19 protein-coding genes are annotated in these 17162 nt (G+C 58.9%); 11 read left to right on the top strand and 8 right to left on the bottom strand.

Annotated features, from left to right (window positions below):
• The first annotated feature begins 49 nt into the window (after window positions 1-49).
• The 6 genes from radA (at window position 50) to ABD815_RS10875 (ending at window position 5693) form a co-directional block, all read left to right on the top strand.
• Entirely contained in the window at window positions 50-1420 is a 1371-nt protein-coding gene (gene radA, locus ABD815_RS10900; RefSeq protein WP_344847140.1) for a DNA repair protein RadA, read from the top strand.
• A gap of 35 nt (window positions 1421-1455) precedes the next feature.
• Window positions 1456-2010, top strand: coding sequence for a CvpA family protein (locus ABD815_RS10895; RefSeq protein ID WP_344847139.1), 555 nt, complete (start codon window positions 1456-1458; stop codon window positions 2008-2010).
• A gap of 95 nt (window positions 2011-2105) precedes the next feature.
• Window positions 2106-2726, top strand: coding sequence for a class I SAM-dependent methyltransferase (locus ABD815_RS10890; protein WP_344847138.1), 621 nt, complete (start codon window positions 2106-2108; stop codon window positions 2724-2726).
• Window positions 2727-2853: 127 nt separating this feature from the next.
• A complete protein-coding gene (gene purF / locus ABD815_RS10885; RefSeq protein WP_344847137.1) occupies window positions 2854-4335 on the top strand; it encodes an amidophosphoribosyltransferase in 1482 nt (493 codons plus the stop codon).
• 107 nt (window positions 4336-4442) lie between these two features.
• Window positions 4443-4949 carry a DUF2199 domain-containing protein gene (locus ABD815_RS10880; protein ID WP_344847136.1) on the top strand — a complete coding sequence of 169 codons (507 nt, stop codon included), beginning with the start codon at window positions 4443-4445 and terminating at the stop codon, window positions 4947-4949.
• A 75-nt stretch (window positions 4950-5024) separates the two neighbouring features.
• The gene (locus tag ABD815_RS10875; RefSeq protein WP_344847135.1) at window positions 5025-5693 is read left to right on the top strand and encodes an SDR family NAD(P)-dependent oxidoreductase; all 669 of its coding nucleotides are present in this window, start codon (window positions 5025-5027) and stop codon (window positions 5691-5693) included.
• Here ABD815_RS10875 and ABD815_RS10870 read toward each other — a convergent pair.
• Window positions 5690-6091: a VOC family protein gene (locus ABD815_RS10870; protein WP_344847134.1), complete on the bottom strand. Its 402-nt coding sequence runs from the start codon at window positions 6089-6091 to the stop codon at window positions 5690-5692. The genes ABD815_RS10875 and ABD815_RS10870 overlap by 4 nt on opposite strands.
• Before the next feature lie 97 nt (window positions 6092-6188).
• Here ABD815_RS10870 and surE point away from each other — a divergent pair, with 97 nt between their 5' ends.
• The 3 genes from surE (at window position 6189) to ABD815_RS10855 (ending at window position 8854) form a co-directional block, all read left to right on the top strand.
• Window positions 6189-6974 (top strand): 5'/3'-nucleotidase SurE, encoded by a 786-nt coding sequence (gene surE, locus ABD815_RS10865; RefSeq protein ID WP_344847133.1) that lies wholly within the window; start codon window positions 6189-6191, stop codon window positions 6972-6974.
• A complete protein-coding gene (locus tag ABD815_RS10860; RefSeq protein WP_344847132.1) occupies window positions 6971-7612 on the top strand; it encodes a protein-L-isoaspartate(D-aspartate) O-methyltransferase in 642 nt (213 codons plus the stop codon). The genes surE and ABD815_RS10860 overlap by 4 nt, the downstream gene beginning before the upstream one ends.
• 72 nt (window positions 7613-7684) lie before the next feature.
• A complete protein-coding gene (locus ABD815_RS10855) occupies window positions 7685-8854 on the top strand; it encodes a LysM peptidoglycan-binding domain-containing protein (RefSeq protein ID WP_344847131.1) in 1170 nt (389 codons plus the stop codon).
• Window positions 8855-9245: 391 nt separating this feature from the next.
• Here the strand turns inward: ABD815_RS10855 and ABD815_RS10850 are convergent, their stop codons facing one another.
• From ABD815_RS10850 to ABD815_RS10835, 4 genes are read right to left on the bottom strand one after another with little or no spacing between them, the layout of a single operon-like run.
• On the bottom strand, window positions 9246-10085 hold the full coding sequence (locus ABD815_RS10850) for an ATP-binding protein (protein WP_344847130.1): 840 nt from the start codon (window positions 10083-10085) through the stop codon (window positions 9246-9248).
• Window positions 10082-10990 carry a twin-arginine translocase subunit TatC gene (gene tatC, locus ABD815_RS10845; protein WP_344847128.1) on the bottom strand — a complete coding sequence of 303 codons (909 nt, stop codon included), beginning with the start codon at window positions 10988-10990 and terminating at the stop codon, window positions 10082-10084. Before tatC ends, ABD815_RS10850 begins: the two co-directional genes overlap by 4 nt.
• Complete coding sequence (tatB, locus tag ABD815_RS10840) at window positions 10987-11571, bottom strand: Sec-independent protein translocase protein TatB (RefSeq protein ID WP_344847127.1); 585 nt, start codon at window positions 11569-11571, stop codon at window positions 10987-10989. Before tatB ends, tatC begins: the two co-directional genes overlap by 4 nt.
• Before the next feature lie 57 nt (window positions 11572-11628).
• The gene (locus ABD815_RS10835; RefSeq protein ID WP_344847126.1) at window positions 11629-11844 is read right to left on the bottom strand and encodes a twin-arginine translocase TatA/TatE family subunit; all 216 of its coding nucleotides are present in this window, start codon (window positions 11842-11844) and stop codon (window positions 11629-11631) included.
• Window positions 11845-12174: 330 nt separating this feature from the next.
• On the opposite strand from ABD815_RS10835, the gene ABD815_RS10830 reads away from it, so the two are divergent.
• Window positions 12175-12879 (top strand): helix-turn-helix transcriptional regulator, encoded by a 705-nt coding sequence (locus ABD815_RS10830; RefSeq protein WP_344847124.1) that lies wholly within the window; start codon window positions 12175-12177, stop codon window positions 12877-12879.
• Here ABD815_RS10830 and ABD815_RS10825 read toward each other — a convergent pair.
• From ABD815_RS10825 to ABD815_RS10815, 3 genes are all read right to left on the bottom strand, one after another.
• The gene (locus ABD815_RS10825) at window positions 12868-13953 is read right to left on the bottom strand and encodes an ABC transporter ATP-binding protein (protein ID WP_344847122.1); all 1086 of its coding nucleotides are present in this window, start codon (window positions 13951-13953) and stop codon (window positions 12868-12870) included. The genes ABD815_RS10830 and ABD815_RS10825 overlap by 12 nt on opposite strands.
• A 54-nt stretch (window positions 13954-14007) precedes the next feature.
• A complete protein-coding gene (locus tag ABD815_RS10820) occupies window positions 14008-15048 on the bottom strand; it encodes a methyltransferase domain-containing protein (RefSeq protein WP_344847120.1) in 1041 nt (346 codons plus the stop codon).
• Between the two features lie 62 nt (window positions 15049-15110).
• A complete protein-coding gene (locus tag ABD815_RS10815) occupies window positions 15111-15890 on the bottom strand; it encodes an SDR family oxidoreductase (protein ID WP_344847119.1) in 780 nt (259 codons plus the stop codon).
• A gap of 148 nt (window positions 15891-16038) precedes the next feature.
• On the opposite strand from ABD815_RS10815, the gene ABD815_RS10810 reads away from it, so the two are divergent.
• Complete coding sequence (locus ABD815_RS10810) at window positions 16039-17145, top strand: Hint domain-containing protein (protein WP_344847118.1); 1107 nt, start codon at window positions 16039-16041, stop codon at window positions 17143-17145.
• The last annotated feature ends 17 nt before the right edge of the window (window positions 17146-17162 follow it).

The following is a 17162-nucleotide window of genomic DNA, read 5'->3' as shown; positions in this document are numbered from 1 at the left end:
GCCAACGAGGCAGTAGGTTGTGGCTCCGAGCAGGCAAAAAGAGAGCCCGATGGCCAAACCTCAAAAGAATTTCGTCTGTTCCGATTGCGGTGCGGTTAGCGCCAAATGGTCGGGACGCTGCGATGGATGCGGCGCGTGGAACACGATCGTTGAGGAAAAACCTCTGTCGCAGTCGGGTCCGGCGTCCAAAACGCTCGGCGGCATGCGCGGCAAGGAAGTCGTGCTATCCGATCTATCGACCAAAGAACCCCCACCGCCCCGCACAGCATGTGGCATCGGAGAGTTTGACCGCGTCCTCGGGGGCGGATTGGTTCCTGCCTCGGCTATTCTTGTCGGGGGTGATCCCGGCATCGGGAAATCGACCCTTTTGCTACAGGCCGCCGCGCGTTTTGCAATGGCCGGTCTCAAGGTGATCTATGTCTCGGGCGAAGAGGCCGCCGCGCAGGTTCGCATGCGCGCTCAACGTCTTGGCCTTGACAAGGCACCTGTCAAACTGGCCGCCGAAACCAACCTGCGCGATATTCTGACGACCCTCGAAAAGGAGGCGCCCGACCTCGTCGTGATCGACTCCATCCAAACGATGTGGGCCGACAACGTCGAAAGTGCACCCGGATCGGTCAGTCAGGTCCGTGCAGCGGCGCACGAACTGGTGACCTTCGCCAAAACGCGGGGCTGCTCGGTTGTTCTCGTGGGTCACGTGACCAAAGAGGGCCAACTCGCCGGTCCGCGTGTGGTCGAGCATATGGTCGATACTGTGCTCTACTTCGAGGGCGAGCGAGGGCATCAGTTCCGCTTGCTTCGCGCGGTAAAGAACCGGTTTGGTCCCGCCCATGAAATCGGCGTGTTCGAAATGACGGGGGATGGGCTAAGCGAAGTCGCCAATCCTTCCGCGCTGTTTCTCAGTGAACGCGATCAACCCGCGCCGGGATCCGTGGTTTTTGCCGGCATCGAAGGGACCCGACCCGTTCTGGTCGAATTTCAGGCCCTCGTGGCCCCCTCCCCGCATGCCCAGGCGCGGCGCACCGTCGTCGGGTGGGATGGCGGGCGGCTCGCCATGATTCTGGCCGTTCTCGAAAGCCGCTGCGGGATTCCCTTCGCGGGTCTCGATGTTTACCTCAATGTCGCAGGCGGTATGAAGGTTTCCGAACCCGCTGCGGATTTGGCGGTTGCAGCGGCGCTTTTGTCGGCGCGCGAGGACGCTGCTTTACCTAAGGATTGTGTGGTTTTCGGGGAACTCTCGCTTTCAGGCGCGCTTCGCCCCGTGGGTCAGATGGAAAATAGGTTGAAAGAGGCCCAAAAACTTGGTTTTTCATCCGCAATCGCACCCGCACACTCCAAGGCGGGCAACGACAGCGGCATGATGCTGCGTCAAATGAGCGACCTTACCGGTTTTGTCGGAGAGGTTTTCGGGGCGGGATAACCGCCGTCAGATAGCAAAAGAGGGGCAATTCCCGCATGGAAGGCTTCACCATCATCGACGGTATCGTCGCGCTCGTGATCATCGTCTCCGCCCTTCTGGCCTATTCGCGCGGCTTCGTGCGCGAAGTCATGGCGATCGCAGGTTGGGTTGTCGCAGCGATTTTGGGCTACATGTTCGCGCCAAAGGCTGTGCCGCTGGTCAAAGAAGTCCCGTTCTTGGGTGACTACATTGCCGAAAGCTGTGAGTTGTCCGTGATCACGGCGTTCTTTGCGGTCTTCGCGCTGGCGCTGATCGTGGTGTCGATTTTCACGCCTCTGTTTTCCTCGGCGGTCCAGCGGTCCGCATTGGGTGGGATCGATCAGGGCCTCGGATTTCTGTTTGGCGTGTTTCGCGGCATTATCCTCGTCGCAATCGCGTTGGTTGTGGAAGACCGGATTTCCACCGGAGACCGCATGGCAATCCTTGAAAACTCCCGCACTGTGAAGGTCTTTGATCGCTCGCAACAGCGCATCGATGAGAGCCTTCCCGACGATGCACCGGGCTGGATCACACAGCGTTATGAGTCGCTCGTTTCGACCTGTACCGAATAAGACCTGCCGCAAAACTGCCAAATCGGTTGTCTGACGCGTGGCTATGCCTATATCGTGACATGTAAATGGACCTTACATGAAACGAGGGTCGGCCCGTGTCATCACCGTTCTTCTGGAAACTATTGCACAAACGCTATGTTGCCTCACCGGTTGCGGACGAAGCGATCTACCAGCGTAAACTGCGCGAAACGCAGGCACGGCTGCAGCCATCGTGGGATATTCTCGAAATCGGCTGTGGTTCGGGGAACACGGCGCTCAACCATGCGCCCTTTGTCAATTCGGTCACGGCCTGCGATTTTTGCGATCCAATGATGGACCACGGGCGCGCCCGCGCCGCGTCCGAGGGTATCACAAACGTCACCTTCAAAGAGGCGCGTTTGGAAGACATTGCGATGGATCGTGACTATGACGCAGTGCTCATGCTGTCGCTGATCCATTTAATTCCCGACTGGAAGAACGCGATAGCAAAGGCAGCCGCACTGACCAAACAGGGCGGCATATTTGTCTCCTCGACCGCCACCCTCGGGAATGCCGCAGGACCGATGAAGTGGATCGCGCCGATTTTCCGTTTCTTGCCCATCGTGCCCACCCTCGCCGTCTTTTCGCGATCCGACCTTTTGGAAGAAATTATCGCCAACGGATTTACGCTCGAAGAAAGCTGGACCAACGGTGACAATGACGAAATCAGTTTTGTTATCGCCCGAAAAACCGGCTGAACTGCGTCCTGTAGGCTGCGGGATGCGACCTTTCGCGCGTGCATTGTGATCCTTTCGTGACACTCGGGCCCAGAGGCTCTAAACGGAGGGCGATAGCGCACCCCAAGGATTCGGAGCACGCCGCCCCATGCATCCCACCCCACCGACCGCCCTCGCCACAAATCCGTTCGACGATGACAAGTTGAAAGAAGAATGCGGCGTCTTTGGCGTCGTCGGTGTCGCGGACGCGGCGTCGTTCATTGCATTGGGGCTTCACGCCCTCCAACACCGCGGTCAGGAAGCTGGCGGGATCGTCACCTATGACGTGGATGCCGGATTCCAGTCCGCCCGCCGTTTCGGCTACGTGCGCGACAACTTTACCAGCCAGAAAGTCATGGAAACGCTCCCCGGCCCTCTCGGGATCGGCCACGTGCGCTATTCCACGGCAGGCTCCAAAGGCAACACTGCGATCCGTGACGTGCAGCCGTTTTTCGGCGAGTTTTCCATGGGTGGGGCGGCAATTGCCCATAATGGTAACATCACCAACGCCGTCGCTCTACGCCGTGAACTGATCGAACGCGGTTCGATTTTCCAATCCTCGTCAGACAGCGAATGCATCATCCACCTGATGGCCCGCAGCCTGCAGCGCAATATCCCCGAGCGGATGAAAGACGCGCTGCGCCGAGTTGAGGGTGCGTTTTCCGTCGTCGCCATGACCCGCACCAAACTGATCGGAGTCCGCGATCCCATGGGCGTTCGCCCTCTGGTACTCGGCAAGATCGGCGATACCGGTTATTGCCTGTCGTCTGAAACCTGTGCTCTCGATATCATCGGTGCAGATTTTGTTCGCGAAATCGAGCCCGGTGAAATGGTGGTCATCCAAGATGGCCGCGTCGACAGCTCCAAACCCTTTGAACCCAAGAAATCGCGCTTTTGTATTTTCGAGCACGTGTATTTTTCGCGCCCGGATTCGATCCTCGAAGGGCGTTCCGTTTATGAAACGCGCCGCCAGATCGGTGTGGAATTGGCGAAAGAAGCACCTGTGGATGCGGATATGGTCTGCCCTGTGCCGGATTCCGGCACACCTGCGGCCATCGGTTTCGCCCATGAGAGCGGCATCCCCTACGGCATGGGCATCATCCGCAACCAATACATGGGCCGCACGTTCATCGAACCATCGGAGCAGATCCGTAACATGGGCGTGCGCCTCAAGCTCAACGTCAATCGCGCGCTGATCCGCGACAAACGCATCATCCTTGTCGATGACAGCGTGGTGCGCGGGACGACGTCTCAAAAGATTAAAGACATGCTGATTGATGCAGGCGCTGCCGAGGTTCATTTCCGCATCGCCTCTCCGCCCACGATGTGGCCGTGTTTTTACGGTGTCGATACGCCGGACCGTGACAAACTTCTGGCCGCAAATATGAGTGTTGAACAGATGCGCGCGCACCTTGGCGTGGATAGTTTGCAGTTCATCTCCCTCGACGGGCTCTACCGCGCGGCCGGTGTTTCCGAGGGGCGTGATGCGGTGTCCCCGCGCTACTGCGACGCCTGTTTCTCCGGCGAATATCCCGTGATCCCCACCGACATGGTCGACAAAGGGTTCAAGTTGAAAGAACCCGCGCAATAGAGGTGGCTTTGCATTGCGAAGTCGGTGCGCCCATAGGCGTCGCGGGCTTGCCCCAGCAGAGTTAAGCGGTCACATTCCTCACGATCAGTGAACGTTAAGGAACTCCCATGGTCTCTATCCTCGATCTCGACCCTCGGTGGCGCACGCTCATGGCCAAGGGCGGCGTGATGGATATCGGCTTTGATCACCCCTCCGACTGGCCCCACGGTGAACGTGGCGAAGAGCCGTTTGTCAAAGAAGGCGACGATCAGCTGACCTCCGAACTCTGTCGTTTCGGCGCGGCGCGGTTCCTGCGCGTGACACTGTCTCTGCCCATTCGCGGATCCGAGGAGGTCCTTTACGTGGCTCTGTGGGCCAAGGTCGCTCATGACGTCTTTTATGCCTATCTCGATACACTCGACGGCGCACCCGCGCCTGCGCCCGCGGCGGGCACCCTCGCAAACAATCTCACGCCTTTGGCAGGTTCCGGCGCGGAGCTGATGATCGAATTCGGGGATGGCACGGCGCGCCCTGCGGCGACGCTAACCGGCGTGGATGATCTGTCATTCGACCAGCTTCTCGATCTCTATGAGGCGGCAGGTGCGCTTTCGCGGGACGAACTCAACGGCGCATGACCTGACGCGCCGAAAACGCGATCGCGGGATTTCGCGCCCCTTGACCCCCGCGCGGGAAAAGCGCACATCTCCCGCATGACCGATCTGACCAAAATTGCCCTCGTCACCGGCGCTTCGCGCGGCCTTGGCTTCCACCTCGCCGAGGCTCTTGCCCCGACGTATCACGTTGTTGCTGTGGCCAAAACCACCGGCGCGCTCGAAGAGTTGGATGATCGGATCAAGGCGAAGGGTGGTCAGGCCACGCTCGCGCCAATGGATGTGACCAATACCGATGCCATGGCGCATTTGTGCCGTGGAATTTATGACCGTTGGGGGCATCTGGACCTGTGGGCCCACACGGCGATCTATGCCCAACTTCTCTCCCCTGCCGATCACATTGATCCCAAGGATTTCGACCGTACGATTTTGACCAATGTCACTGCCCTCGGGAAACTGATTCCGATGGTCGGCCCGCTGTTAAGCATGGCAAAAGGCCCGACAGACGCCCTGTTTTTCGATGATCCGCATGCGGGTGAAAAGTTCTTTGGCGCTTATGGTGCATCCAAGGCCGCTCAAATCGCCATGGCGCGCAGCTGGGCCGCCGAGACCGCAAATATGGAAAAGGCGCCTCGCGTGCACGTGGTGTCACCGCGCGCCATGCCAACGGCAACCCGCGCGCGGTTCTTCCCGGGTGAAGATCGCGCAACTCTCGCCGCCCCCGCTGACGAAGCGGCCCGACTGCTCGGAACCATCGGCGTTATCTAATCGGATAGCGGCGCGAAGAGGTCGATGCGATAGCCGTCCGGATCTGCGACAGTCGCATATCGTTGCCCCCAAAACGCATCCCATGGCGCGGTAAGTACCGCGTGGCCTTGCGCGGAGACATCGCGCACAACCCTGTCCACTTCCGCGGGTGTGTCACACAGCATTGCAAATACCGAATGGTTGGGCGCATGCGGGCGTTCGCCAGTCAACTTTTCCATGAGCTCTGCTGCATCAATCATCAGGCGCGGCTCACCAGTTACGCGCACCGGCTCCACATGCTCATCGGACTTGAATGCCCCCTCCCCGTCGAAATCAAAACCGAGCAGAGCATAGAACGCGATGGAGCGTTCAATGTCCGTGGCGCTTACAGCGACGGCATCTATCGTCGGACGGGGCATGGTTTCTCCAATTCAGGCTTGCTTAGCTTGCTGCGATTCCCAGCCTGCTTTAAGAGGGGGTAAAGGGCAACAGGCAAGAAACAGTCAGGGACGACACATGCGGATCCTCATTACCAATGACGACGGCATTAACGCCCCCGGCCTGAAGACGCTGGAAGCGATTGCCACCGAGATCGCGGGACCCAACGGCGAGGTCTGGGTCGTCGCCCCCGCCTTTGAACAATCCGGCGTCGCGCATTGTATTTCATATGCCCATCCGACCATGATTTCAGAGCTCGCAGAGCGCCGCTGGGCCGCCGAAGGGTCCCCTGCAGATTGTGTTCTCGCAGGGCTACACGACATCCTGCCCGAACGTCCCGATCTCCTGTTGTCCGGTGTCAATCGGGGCAATAATGCCGGGGAAAACGTGATGTACTCGGGGACCATTGGCGGCGCCATGGAGGGCGCTTTGCAGGGCGTGCCCTCGATCGCCATGTCGCAATTCTTTGGCCCCGGAAATGCGCGTCTGGATGACCCGTTTGAAAGTGCTGCCATGCACGGAGCCGGTGTTGTTCGCAAACTTCTGGACCACGCGCCGTGGGACGGTTCGGCAGATTATTCGTTGTTTTATAACGTAAATTTCCCACCTCTGCCCGCATCCAAGACCGGCGACATTACTGTGACGCGCCAAGGGCGTCGTCCCACCGCGGGTTTCGGCATCGAAGGCCAAATATCCCCAACGGGGCGGCGGTTCCTGTGGGTGCGCGGGTCCGAGCAATCGGTAGAAACGGGTGAGGGAACGGATGTGTCGGCCAATCTGGCGGGCGCCATTTCGGTCACGCCGATGCGGGCCGATCTAACGGCAGATGATCGTTTAGAAGCCGTGGAGCGCGCATTGGCATGAGCTACACTCCAGAGACAAAAATGCAGTTTCTCTACACGCTCCGCTCCAAAGGCGTCACTGACGCGCGGACCCTGAATGCGATGGAAAAGGTCGACCGCGGCTTGTTCGTCAAAGGCATCTTCGCGAACCGAGCGTATGAAGACATGCCGCTGCCCATCGCCTGCGGCCAAACGATTTCACAGCCCTCCGTTGTCGCGTTGATGACCCAGGCCCTCGATGTCCAGCCGCGCGACAAGGTTCTGGAGGTTGGCACCGGCTCCGGCTATCAGGCCGCCATTCTCAGCCAACTGGCCAGACGCGTGTATACTGTGGAACGTTTCCCCCGCCTTGTGCGCGAAGCTCAGGCCGTTTTCGATAAACTCGGCCTCGCGAATATTACCCCGATGGCCTCCGATGGCAGTTACGGGCTACCTGATCAGGCCCCCTTTGATCGCATCATTGTCACCGCTGCAGCCGAGGACCCGCCCGGGCCCCTCTTGGCGCAACTCAAAGAGGGCGGTATCATGGTGTTGCCCGTTGGGCAGTCGGATACAGTGCAAAGCCTGATAAAAGTGACGCGCACCGAAACAGGTTTTGAGTACGACGAATTGCGCGCTGTGCGTTTTGTTCCCCTTTTGGAGGGGATGGGACAAGAGTGATGGGCAGATTGCCCGATTGAATTGCCGAGAACGGGGGCAACAAGATCCCCACGGCCAGATGAGGAACGAGCTATGACAAATCCCCAAACGGCATCCCGCCTGCGCCGAACGCTTTTGGTTGGCGCCGCAGCAATGGCGCTCGCCGCGTGCGAAGCGCCTGTTGATTTTGATCTGCGTGGCCTTACCGACGGCTTCACAACAGCACCCGCCGCCCAAGAGGCGCGCGTCGCGGCCAAACCCGTGCCCGATGCGAACGGGATCATTTCCTATCCGAGCTATCAGGTCGCCGTCGCAAGACGTGGAGATAGTATTGCCACCGTCGCCTCCCGCGTCGGCATAAACACCGCAGAGCTTGCGCGTTATAACGGCATTCCCACGGATGTGGCGTTGCGCGCGGGCGAAGTGATCGCCCTGCCCCGTCGCGTCGGAACAGGCCAAACCACCACCACGGCCGCTGGCACGATCGCCTCTGGCGAGCGCATCGATGTCACCACCTTGGCCAGTGAGGCCATAGATGCCGCCGACCGCAATGGCGGCGCAACGATCGCCTCAGCCACCCCTACGGCGCCACTCGCGACCGAACCCGTGCGCCATCAGGTCCAACGTGGCGAAACCGCCTACTCCATCGCGCGTAAATACGGCATCTCTGTGCGCGCTCTGGCGGACTGGAACGCGCTCGGGACGGATCTCGCCATTCAGGAGGGGCGCTATCTGCTCATTCCGGTGAAAGTGGGCGCCGCGCCTGTCCAAGAAGAGGCCACAACAGAACCGGGCACGGGTACTGCGACGCCGACGCCGCCGTCAGCCACCAAACCCCTTCCCGACCCGGCCGAGGCCGCACCTGCTCCGGTCGCGTCAAAACCCGCGGCCAATCTGGGCGCGACACAAACATCGTCCGACATGGTCGTGCCTGTCTCCGGCCCGATTATCCGCGACTACGATAAGGCGAAGTCGCAGTTCATTCTGTTCTCCGCCCCCTCCGGCACCCCCGTGAAGGCCGCAAAGGCAGGCACGGTAAAGCTAATCTCGACCAATGCCGACGGTGTGCAGATTATGGTGATCGACCATGGTGGCGGGTTGCAAACCGCCTATAGCTTTATCGACGGGCTATCGGTGAAAAAGGGTGACACAGTCAGCCGTGGTCAGACGATTGCCAAGGTCACGGCCAATGAATTCAATGCGTTGCAGTTCATGGTCTTCAAAGGCACGCAGACTGTCGATCCGACCCCATACTTGAATTAATCGCGCAGTCGACCCGAGGCGACGTCATTGTCAAGGATGTGGCGTCGTCTCGCCTCGTAGGCCGAGCTACTTTTTCGACAGATTGAGCACGTCTGGGCAATGGTCGAAATGCCTTGGCTCATATCCCTGTGGGTTTGCATCAATGCGTGTGCGCATTGCAGGCGCGGTTGGCGAAAAAAACATCCGATTTCGACAAAATACCGGAATCATTAACGCGTCTAAACCATCCATTAACCATTCGAGCCCTATGGTTAATTCAGGTTACGGGCAAAACCGGACATCGAGCAGTATTGAGACCCTGATCCGCGCCATACGGCTTACCCGACGTTTCAATACGTCGCGCGCGGATCGGGGGCTCCACCTTTCCACCGATACCAAATTGGCTACCCATTCAGGGCAGCTTCACGCCCTTACGGCCCGCCAGATCCGTGAAATACTGCCACGCGACCCGACCGGACCGCGCACCGCGTGTCGCCTGCCACTCGATGGCCTCCGCACGCAGATCCGCATCCTCAATCACGACGCCGTATGCCTCGCAATATCTATGGATCATCGTGAGGTATTCGTCCTGCGAACACGGGTGAAAACCGAGCCAAAGCCCGAAGCGATCCGAAAGAGACACCTTCTCCTCAACCGCCTCGGACGGGTTAATCGCGGTCGAGCGTTCGTTTTCGATCATGTCGCGGGGCATGAGGTGGCGACGGTTTGAAGTCGCGTAGAACAGCACATTATCGGGGCGTCCCTCGATCCCGCCGTCCAATACCGCCTTCAGCGATTTGTAGTTCTGGTCATCGTGGCTGAACGACAGATCGTCGCAAAAGAGCAGAAAGCGGTGATCGCTCTTTCCGAGCAGCGCGAGGAGACGTGCAACTGATGGAAGGTCTTCACGCTGCATCTCGATGATTTTGAGCGGTGTTTCTGTAGCGACGGCGGCATGGATCGCCTTAACCAAAGACGATTTTCCCATGCCCCGCGCGCCCCAGAGGAGCGCGTTATTTGCAGGCAGTCCACGCGCGAACTGACGGGTGTTTTCGAGCAAGGTATCGCGCGACCGGTCTATGCCTACGAGGAGCGAGATATCGATCCTCGACACTTTGCGGACCGGCAAAAGGGCATCTGGTTCTGTTTGCCACAGAAAGGCACTTTCCGCATCGAAATCAGGTGCCGCGAGGGGCGCCGGCGCCATGCGGTCAAGCGCGTCGGCAATCCGGTTCAGCGCCGCCTCGTTCATTTGTCATCGTCCTCGTCGAACTCTGCGAATAGGTCCTCATCTTCGTCGAGAACGCCCGCTTCGCGCAATTCCTGGGTGCGTTTCTTTTCAACACGCGCCACGAGAAGGATGGAAATTTCATAGAGCCCGTAGACCACAACAAAGAGGATCAGCTGCGTCGTCACATCGGGCGGCGTCACCAGAGCGGCGACGGTCAGAACCCCGACCACCGCATATTTCCGCGTGGCCCGCAGCCCGTGCGCAGTCGCAAGGCCCGCTTTACCCATCAATGTCAAAAGCACCGGAAGCTGGAAACAAAGCCCGAATGCGACGATCATTTTCAGAGTGATATCAAGGCTTTCGTTGACCTTCCCGTTGAAGACGATGTCGATGCCTGTGTCTTCCACAGCAGTCGCCACGTCACCGGAGTTCTGGACCAATGCGCCGAGGAAAGACGGAAGATCCGCAAAGCCCAGAAAGAATGTCATCGCGAGAGGGACGACGATGTAATGGGCGAATGAGGCCCCAGCCAAGAATAGAGCGGGCGAGGCTATCAGGAATGGCAGAAAGGCGTTCTTTTCGTTGCGGTATAGACCGGGCGCCACAAAGCGCCAGAGTTGAAACGCGATCACCGGAAAGGACAGCATCAGCCCGCCCACCATGGAAATTCGGATCAACGTAAAGAAGTATTCCTGCGGCGCTGTGTACTGCATCACCGGATTCGGGTTGCCCAAGGCGCGCATCGTGTTTTCGATCGGCACGAGCAGGAAATCCAGAATGGCGCCACCAACGGTGAAACAGATCACCATCCCGACGACAAAGGCCAAAACGGCACGGATCAGGCGGGTGCGAAGCTCCGCGAGGTGTTCTATCAGCGGGGCTGAACTGTCTTCGATTTCGTCTTGGTCAATATCGGAGCTGGTCATGCGTCACCCTTCTTGGCGGGGGCTTTCTTTTTGGCGGGGGCCTTCGCCTTTTTAACAGCGGTCTTGGCTGTGGTTTTGGGCGCGGTTTTTGCCGCAACCTTGGTCTTCGCGGGCGCCTTCGCTGGTGCCTTCTTTGCGGCGGGCGCAGCATCCGAAGTCGCCTGCGCCTCGGCGGCTTCACGTGCTTTTCGCGCGTTGGCCGCCTTGGCGGCATTGTCGGAAATCGCCTTGGCCATATCGGCCCGCTCCGGATCCAACGCGGGTTTGTCCGCCGCTTTAGCGCCTGACTTTGCCTCGCCCTTCATAGGGTCCCAGTTCTCGAAATTGTCAGCAGCCTCATTGAGCTTATCGAGACCGAATTTCTTCGGGTTCGCTGCCGCATCGAGTGCCTTTTTCGCCTCCCCTACACCTGCATCATCTGCCGCCTGCTCCATCGCACGCGAAAACTCGCGAGCCATGTTTTTAGCGCGTGCCGTGAAACGGCCGAGCGTGCGGAACATGCCGGGAAGGTCCTTGGGACCAACCACAATCAGGGCCACGATGCCGATGATGAGAAGCTCGGACATGCCAATGTCGAACATGGGCGCGCCTTTCGGGACAGAGGGTTACAGAATGCGTCGCGACGTGACGGACAGGATTTAAACCTTGTCCTTGTCCTCTTCGGGAGTGACGTCTTTGGCCATCTGAGCCGCTTCTTCTTCGATCTCTTTGGTGCCGTCAGTTACACCGCGTTTGAACGCCGTGATGCCTTTGCCGACTTCGCCCATGAGGCCGGAAATCTTGCCGCGTCCGAAGAGGACGAGAACGACGACCGCGATGAGCAACAGGCCTGGCAGGCCGATGTTATTGAGCATGGTAATTCTCCCGTTCAGGGGCATCCCGCGCCCCTTTGAAATCTTGCAGTCAGAAGGAATAGGCCCGCTTTTGCCGCCCGAAAAGAGCAAATCGCTCAAATCTGCGTTGATGCACAACATTGGCGCGGGTTGGAGGGCTGGAAAAGGCCAACTGACATGTTTATGTCAGTTGCACACCTATAGAATTCTGTCAGCGACCCCGAATCGGAGAGAGTGATCAATAACATTCAAATCATTGAAACTGTTGGGTTTCGCAGGTGCAGCCTCTGCACGCGCAGCTTGCGCCGGAGCGCGCGCATCCCATTCAAGGCGCAGATGGGGCGTTGAGGCATGGCGAAGGGCGGCAAATCCACCGGCATGGGTCGCAGTGATCGCCTGTATGATCTGGTGGTGATCCTGCGCGACGGCGCACGGCATACATCGCGCGAGCTGGCGCAGAAACTGAAGGTTTCGGAGCGCACAATATGGCGGGACATGGCGGTGCTCAGGTCATCGGGCGTGCCCGTCGAGGGGGAACGCGGTGTTGGCTACATCCTTACCGCGCCCATTACCTTGCCGCCCCTTAATCTGAGCATGGGCGAATTGGAGGCGCTTCACCTCGCCGTAGCCATTCTTTCAGAGGCCGCGGACCCCGAGTTGGCCGAAAACGCAGCAAGCCTTGCCACCAAAATTGACGCCGTTCTGCCCGAAAACGCTCCCCCGCCGTCGACCGGATGGGGGTTCGCCATCTACCCCTTCGCGGATGCGGCTGCGGGTTTCCGGCATTTGCCACTGCTTCGCGAAGCTGTGCGCGAGAAAAAAGTGCTCCGCGTCACCTATCGTGGGCTTTCTGATGAGCGCACGACACGACTCGTGCAGCCGCTTCAACTCGAATACTGGGGGCGGGTTTGGACGATGACCGCGTGGTGCGAATTGCGATCGGATTTCCGGGTTTTCCGGTTGGATCGGATCGAAGGTCTCATCGACACCGGCGCGACTTTTCGCGACGAGGCGGGAAGGACGCTGGCCGACTACCTCGCGCGCTCAAACCTTTGAGGGAACGGGGAAGACAAAGCATCTTTCGCGGCGCAACATCAGCCACATCGGTGTTCCCGGCTTTGGCAGGAATACCGATGGCACGGTTGCGCGCAGGATCGAATTGTCGAAATCCATGCGAAACTCCACGAGGCTTTCACGCCCCATAAACCGCGCGCGCTGAACCACGCCGCGCGCGGGCGTTCCGTCCTGAGGCGTCGGGTGCGGCCCGCGGCCGTCGCGGTCAAAATCGATGCGAAGGTGTTGGGGGCGAATGACGATTTCCACCTCGGTGCCATCGGGGCGGCCAGGGCAGAGAAATTCACCAAATGGCGTCGAGACCAGCGCACCTTCAACCGTGCCACGGATGACGTTCACATCGCTGAAAAATGCCGCGGCTTTGCGATCCACTGGCGCGTTGTAGATGTTGTAGGGTGCGCCCTGCTGCACGATGCGCCCGTCGCGCATCAACGCGATCTCATCAGCCATACGCATCGCCTCATGCGGCTCATGCGTGACGAGAAGGACTGCTGTGCCTTCTTCTTTCAGCAGGTCGAGCGTGCTATCGCGAATATCGTCCTTTAGCCGGTCGTCGAGGCCGGAAAAAGGTTCGTCCATCAACATGATCGAAGGTTTTGGTGCAAGAGCGCGCGCGAGCGCGACACGTTGCTGTTCGCCCCCCGAAAGTTCATGGGGATACTTGTCTTTGAAGTGCTTCAAACCGACCTTGTCGAGCAGATCATCCACCCGGTTCGCTTTGTCGGATTTGTGCACCTTTAGGCCGAAACCTACGTTTTCCTGCACCGAGAGATGCGGGAAAAGGGCAAAATCCTGAAACATCAATCCGATCGAGCGTTGCTCTGGCGGGACACGGAAAACGGTGTCGCATACGAGATTTCCGTCGACGTAGATTTCACCCGCGTCCTGCATATCCACGCCCGCGATGATGCGCAGCGTCGTGGATTTTCCGCACCCTGATGGCCCCAAAAGGCATGTCACCTGCCCCGGCATCACCTTTAGCGACAGGTCACTCACGACCTCCCGACCGCCAAATCGGCGGCAGATGTTGCGAAGTTCAAGACGGGCGTCGGTCACACGGTATCCGATAGAAAGACTTGGTTTCACGCGTCGTATCAGCGGGGCTTTTGTTTAGCAACCACAGTCGGCATTGCCCGCGGCATCGCCAAACTGTTCGATCCCGCCACATCCCGCGAAAATTCCATAATGGGTGTCAAAGGACCCAATAAAGTCGAAATGCACGGCAAAGCGGGTATCGTGGAGCATTTTCCACGTGTTTCCACAGACGGGATACACCTTGCCGGTTTCGATGTGATGGTGGCCGTCCAGATCAAAGTCATGTGGCGCGTGAGGGATGGACCCCTTGTAGATCACGGCCTGGCCGTAGTCTTCGCAGTCGGGTTCCAGTTCCAGTTTGAAGAGCCGATATGTCGCGGAAGTGAAATTGATCGGTGCAACCCGCTCCTCTAGTTCGCGGTTTTCGATTTCGAGCGGGCGATGCGACACGAGACGCGGATCGCCGAACCCCGCTATGCGCGCCATGTGTTCAAAATCATTCACATAGAGCGCTCCGGAGAGGCATTCGCCGTAAAGGATCGGATCCTGCCGGAGGTCTTCGGGTATGCGCCGGTCGGCGTAGATGTCGGAAAAATACATCTCTCCCCCGGGTTTGAGCAGGCGAAAGGCGTGTTCGAGCACGGCGGCTTTGTCCATGGCGAGGTTCAGGACGCAGTTGGACACGATCACATCGACGCTGTTGTCCTGCAAAGGTAGCTTGTCGAGCTCTTCGATATAACCTTGATGAAACGCGACATTGGACTCCGCATGCCCGAACCGCTCGGCATGCCAGTCGCGGTGCGCATTGGCGATGGCGAGTTGTTCCTCGGTCATATCCACGCCAATCACGCGACCGTTTTCGCCGACCAACTGTGAGAGCGCATAGACATCGCGTCCGGCGCCGCACCCGAGATCCAGAACAGTGGCCCCTTCCAGAGCCAAGGGGGCGATCAACCCGCAGCCGTAGTAACGCGTCAGAACCTCATCGTGCACCTTTGAGAGCACCGCCTTGACGTAGTCGGGCATATCATCGGGCGTGCAGCATGCGTTGGTTTTGAGGTCCGAAGACCCTTGCAGGACGCGTCCATAGTAGTCTTGCACCGACACGTGGTTCATAGCGCGTCCTTTCCCTTGATTTTGTCTGCTCCCCCATAACGCATCGGGTTTTCACAGAGGGATCACATCACCGTGTTGGTCGCGCCACCGTCGAGCAGGATGTTCTGGCCGACCATGAAGCCGGCGTGTTCTGAGCACATGAATGCACAGGTGCGGCCGAACTCCATAGGCGTGCCATATCTGCGCGCCGGTATCGTGGCTTCACGCTGTTTCTGCGCATCTTCCATGGAAATGCCCTGTGCCTTTACGACGCCTGTGTCGAGCGCAACGGCACGGTCAGTTGCGTGAATACCCGGCAAAAGATTGTTGATGGTCACGCCATGAGGGGCCACCTGCCGGGCCGTTCCTGCGACATAGCCGGTAAGACCGGCGCGCGCCGCATTCGAAAGGCCGAGTTGCGGGATCGGCGCCTTGACGGAAACCGATGTGATGTTGACCACACGTCCCCATCCCTGCTCCATCATCGATGGCAACAGAGCCTTCATTAGCGCGATGGGGGCGAGCATGTTGGCATCGATTGCGGCCATGAAATCATCGCGATCCCAATCGATCCATTGGCCCGGGGGCGGTCCACCGGCGTTGGTGACGAGAATGTCGATATGACCAGCCGCAGCGAGGACCTTTTCACGGCCCTCGTCGGTTGTGATATCGGCGGCGACGGCCGTTACCTGCACACCATAGGTTTCGCGGATATGCGCTGCCGTCTCTTCGAGTGTCTCGGCGGTGCGCGCATTCATGACCAAATCGACGCCCGCTTCTGCGAGGGCTTCGGCGCACCCGCGCCCCAATCCTTTTGACGATGCGCAGACAAGCGCGCGCTTTCCTTTGATGCCGAGGTCCATGGTCTCTCCTTTGCGTGACGCACTCTTTTATGACGCCCCGCGAGGCATGTCACGTTTCCGTTCTCCGGATTTTTCGAAACAGTCAATTCTGCCGTGATTTCCTACAGATAGACAAAAACCGCAACGTGCATGCATTTCCCGAGATCCTATGTTGATCTTGATAGTTTTTGGGTACACTGAAGACGCAAAGCAGCTGCAACAGGAGCACGACGGCGTGACGATCGACCCGAATGCGACACCGGATCAAAAAACACCTGATTTGCCCAAGCAGAGTGTGGGCGTTTTCGATGCGCAGAGTTTTCGGGTGACGCATGGCGTCAACCGCACCGACCCTATTGGTCCGGCCCCCGATCTCGAACTGGCGGATGTCTACCAACTTTCCAGCGATGCAGAGCGCGCGCGCCTCTCCATCGAGGTCGGGGATGACCAGCTCTATGTGGCCAATGATTCTGATGTAGGGACCGCAAAAGCACGCCTGTTCTTTGACAGCTGCGTGACGTTCATGTCCGAACGCGGCGGCAGTCTAGAGGCGCTCGTGGTGATTGAGACCGACGACGAGGGCCATGTGGAAAACTGCTACTTTCTCCCATTGAGCGAAGTCAGCGAGGAAACCGACTATACCCTTGTGGACATCGATACGGAAAACGCGCGCGCACGGCTGGCCGAAATCGCCTATGTCGCCTTCACGCGCGGCACCCACATCACTATGGCCGACGGAATCCAGACACGGATTGAGGACCTGAACGTCGGTGATCGCGTCCTGACGCGCTATCACGGCGCGCAGAAAATTCAGTGGATCGGCCAGCAAACAGTGCGCGCGACCGGCGCCCTTGCCCCGATCGTGATCCGGCAGGGGACGTTGAATAATGCCCACGATCTGGTGCTATCGCCCAACCACCGTCTGTTCATCTATCAACGCAGCGACAAATTGAACGCAGGGCGCGCCGAAATTCTGGTCAAGGCTGGCCTGTTGGTCAACGGGCGTGACGTGGTGCAGTCGGACGGCGGTTTTGTGGACTACTTCCAGCTCCTTTTCGACAATCACGAAATCATCTACGCCGAGGGCATTGCCGCCGAAAGCATGTTTGTGGATAGCCGCATTCGCCCGTTTCTCCCCGCCGAAGTGAGTGCACGCCTCGATCCGGCGCATTCTAGCGGACCCAAAGGCGGCACACGGCGCGCAGTCGAAATCGTCGATGGAGAGCTTTCGCCTGAGACGGCTACCGACATATTGCGCGCTGCGAGCCGCGGATAGTCGGCCAACACACGTTT

It is taken from the genome of Celeribacter arenosi, assembly GCF_039539485.1.
Classification (GTDB): Bacteria; Pseudomonadota; Alphaproteobacteria; order Rhodobacterales; family Rhodobacteraceae; genus Celeribacter; species Celeribacter arenosi.
This window is presented reverse-complemented; position numbering and strand designations above follow the sequence as displayed.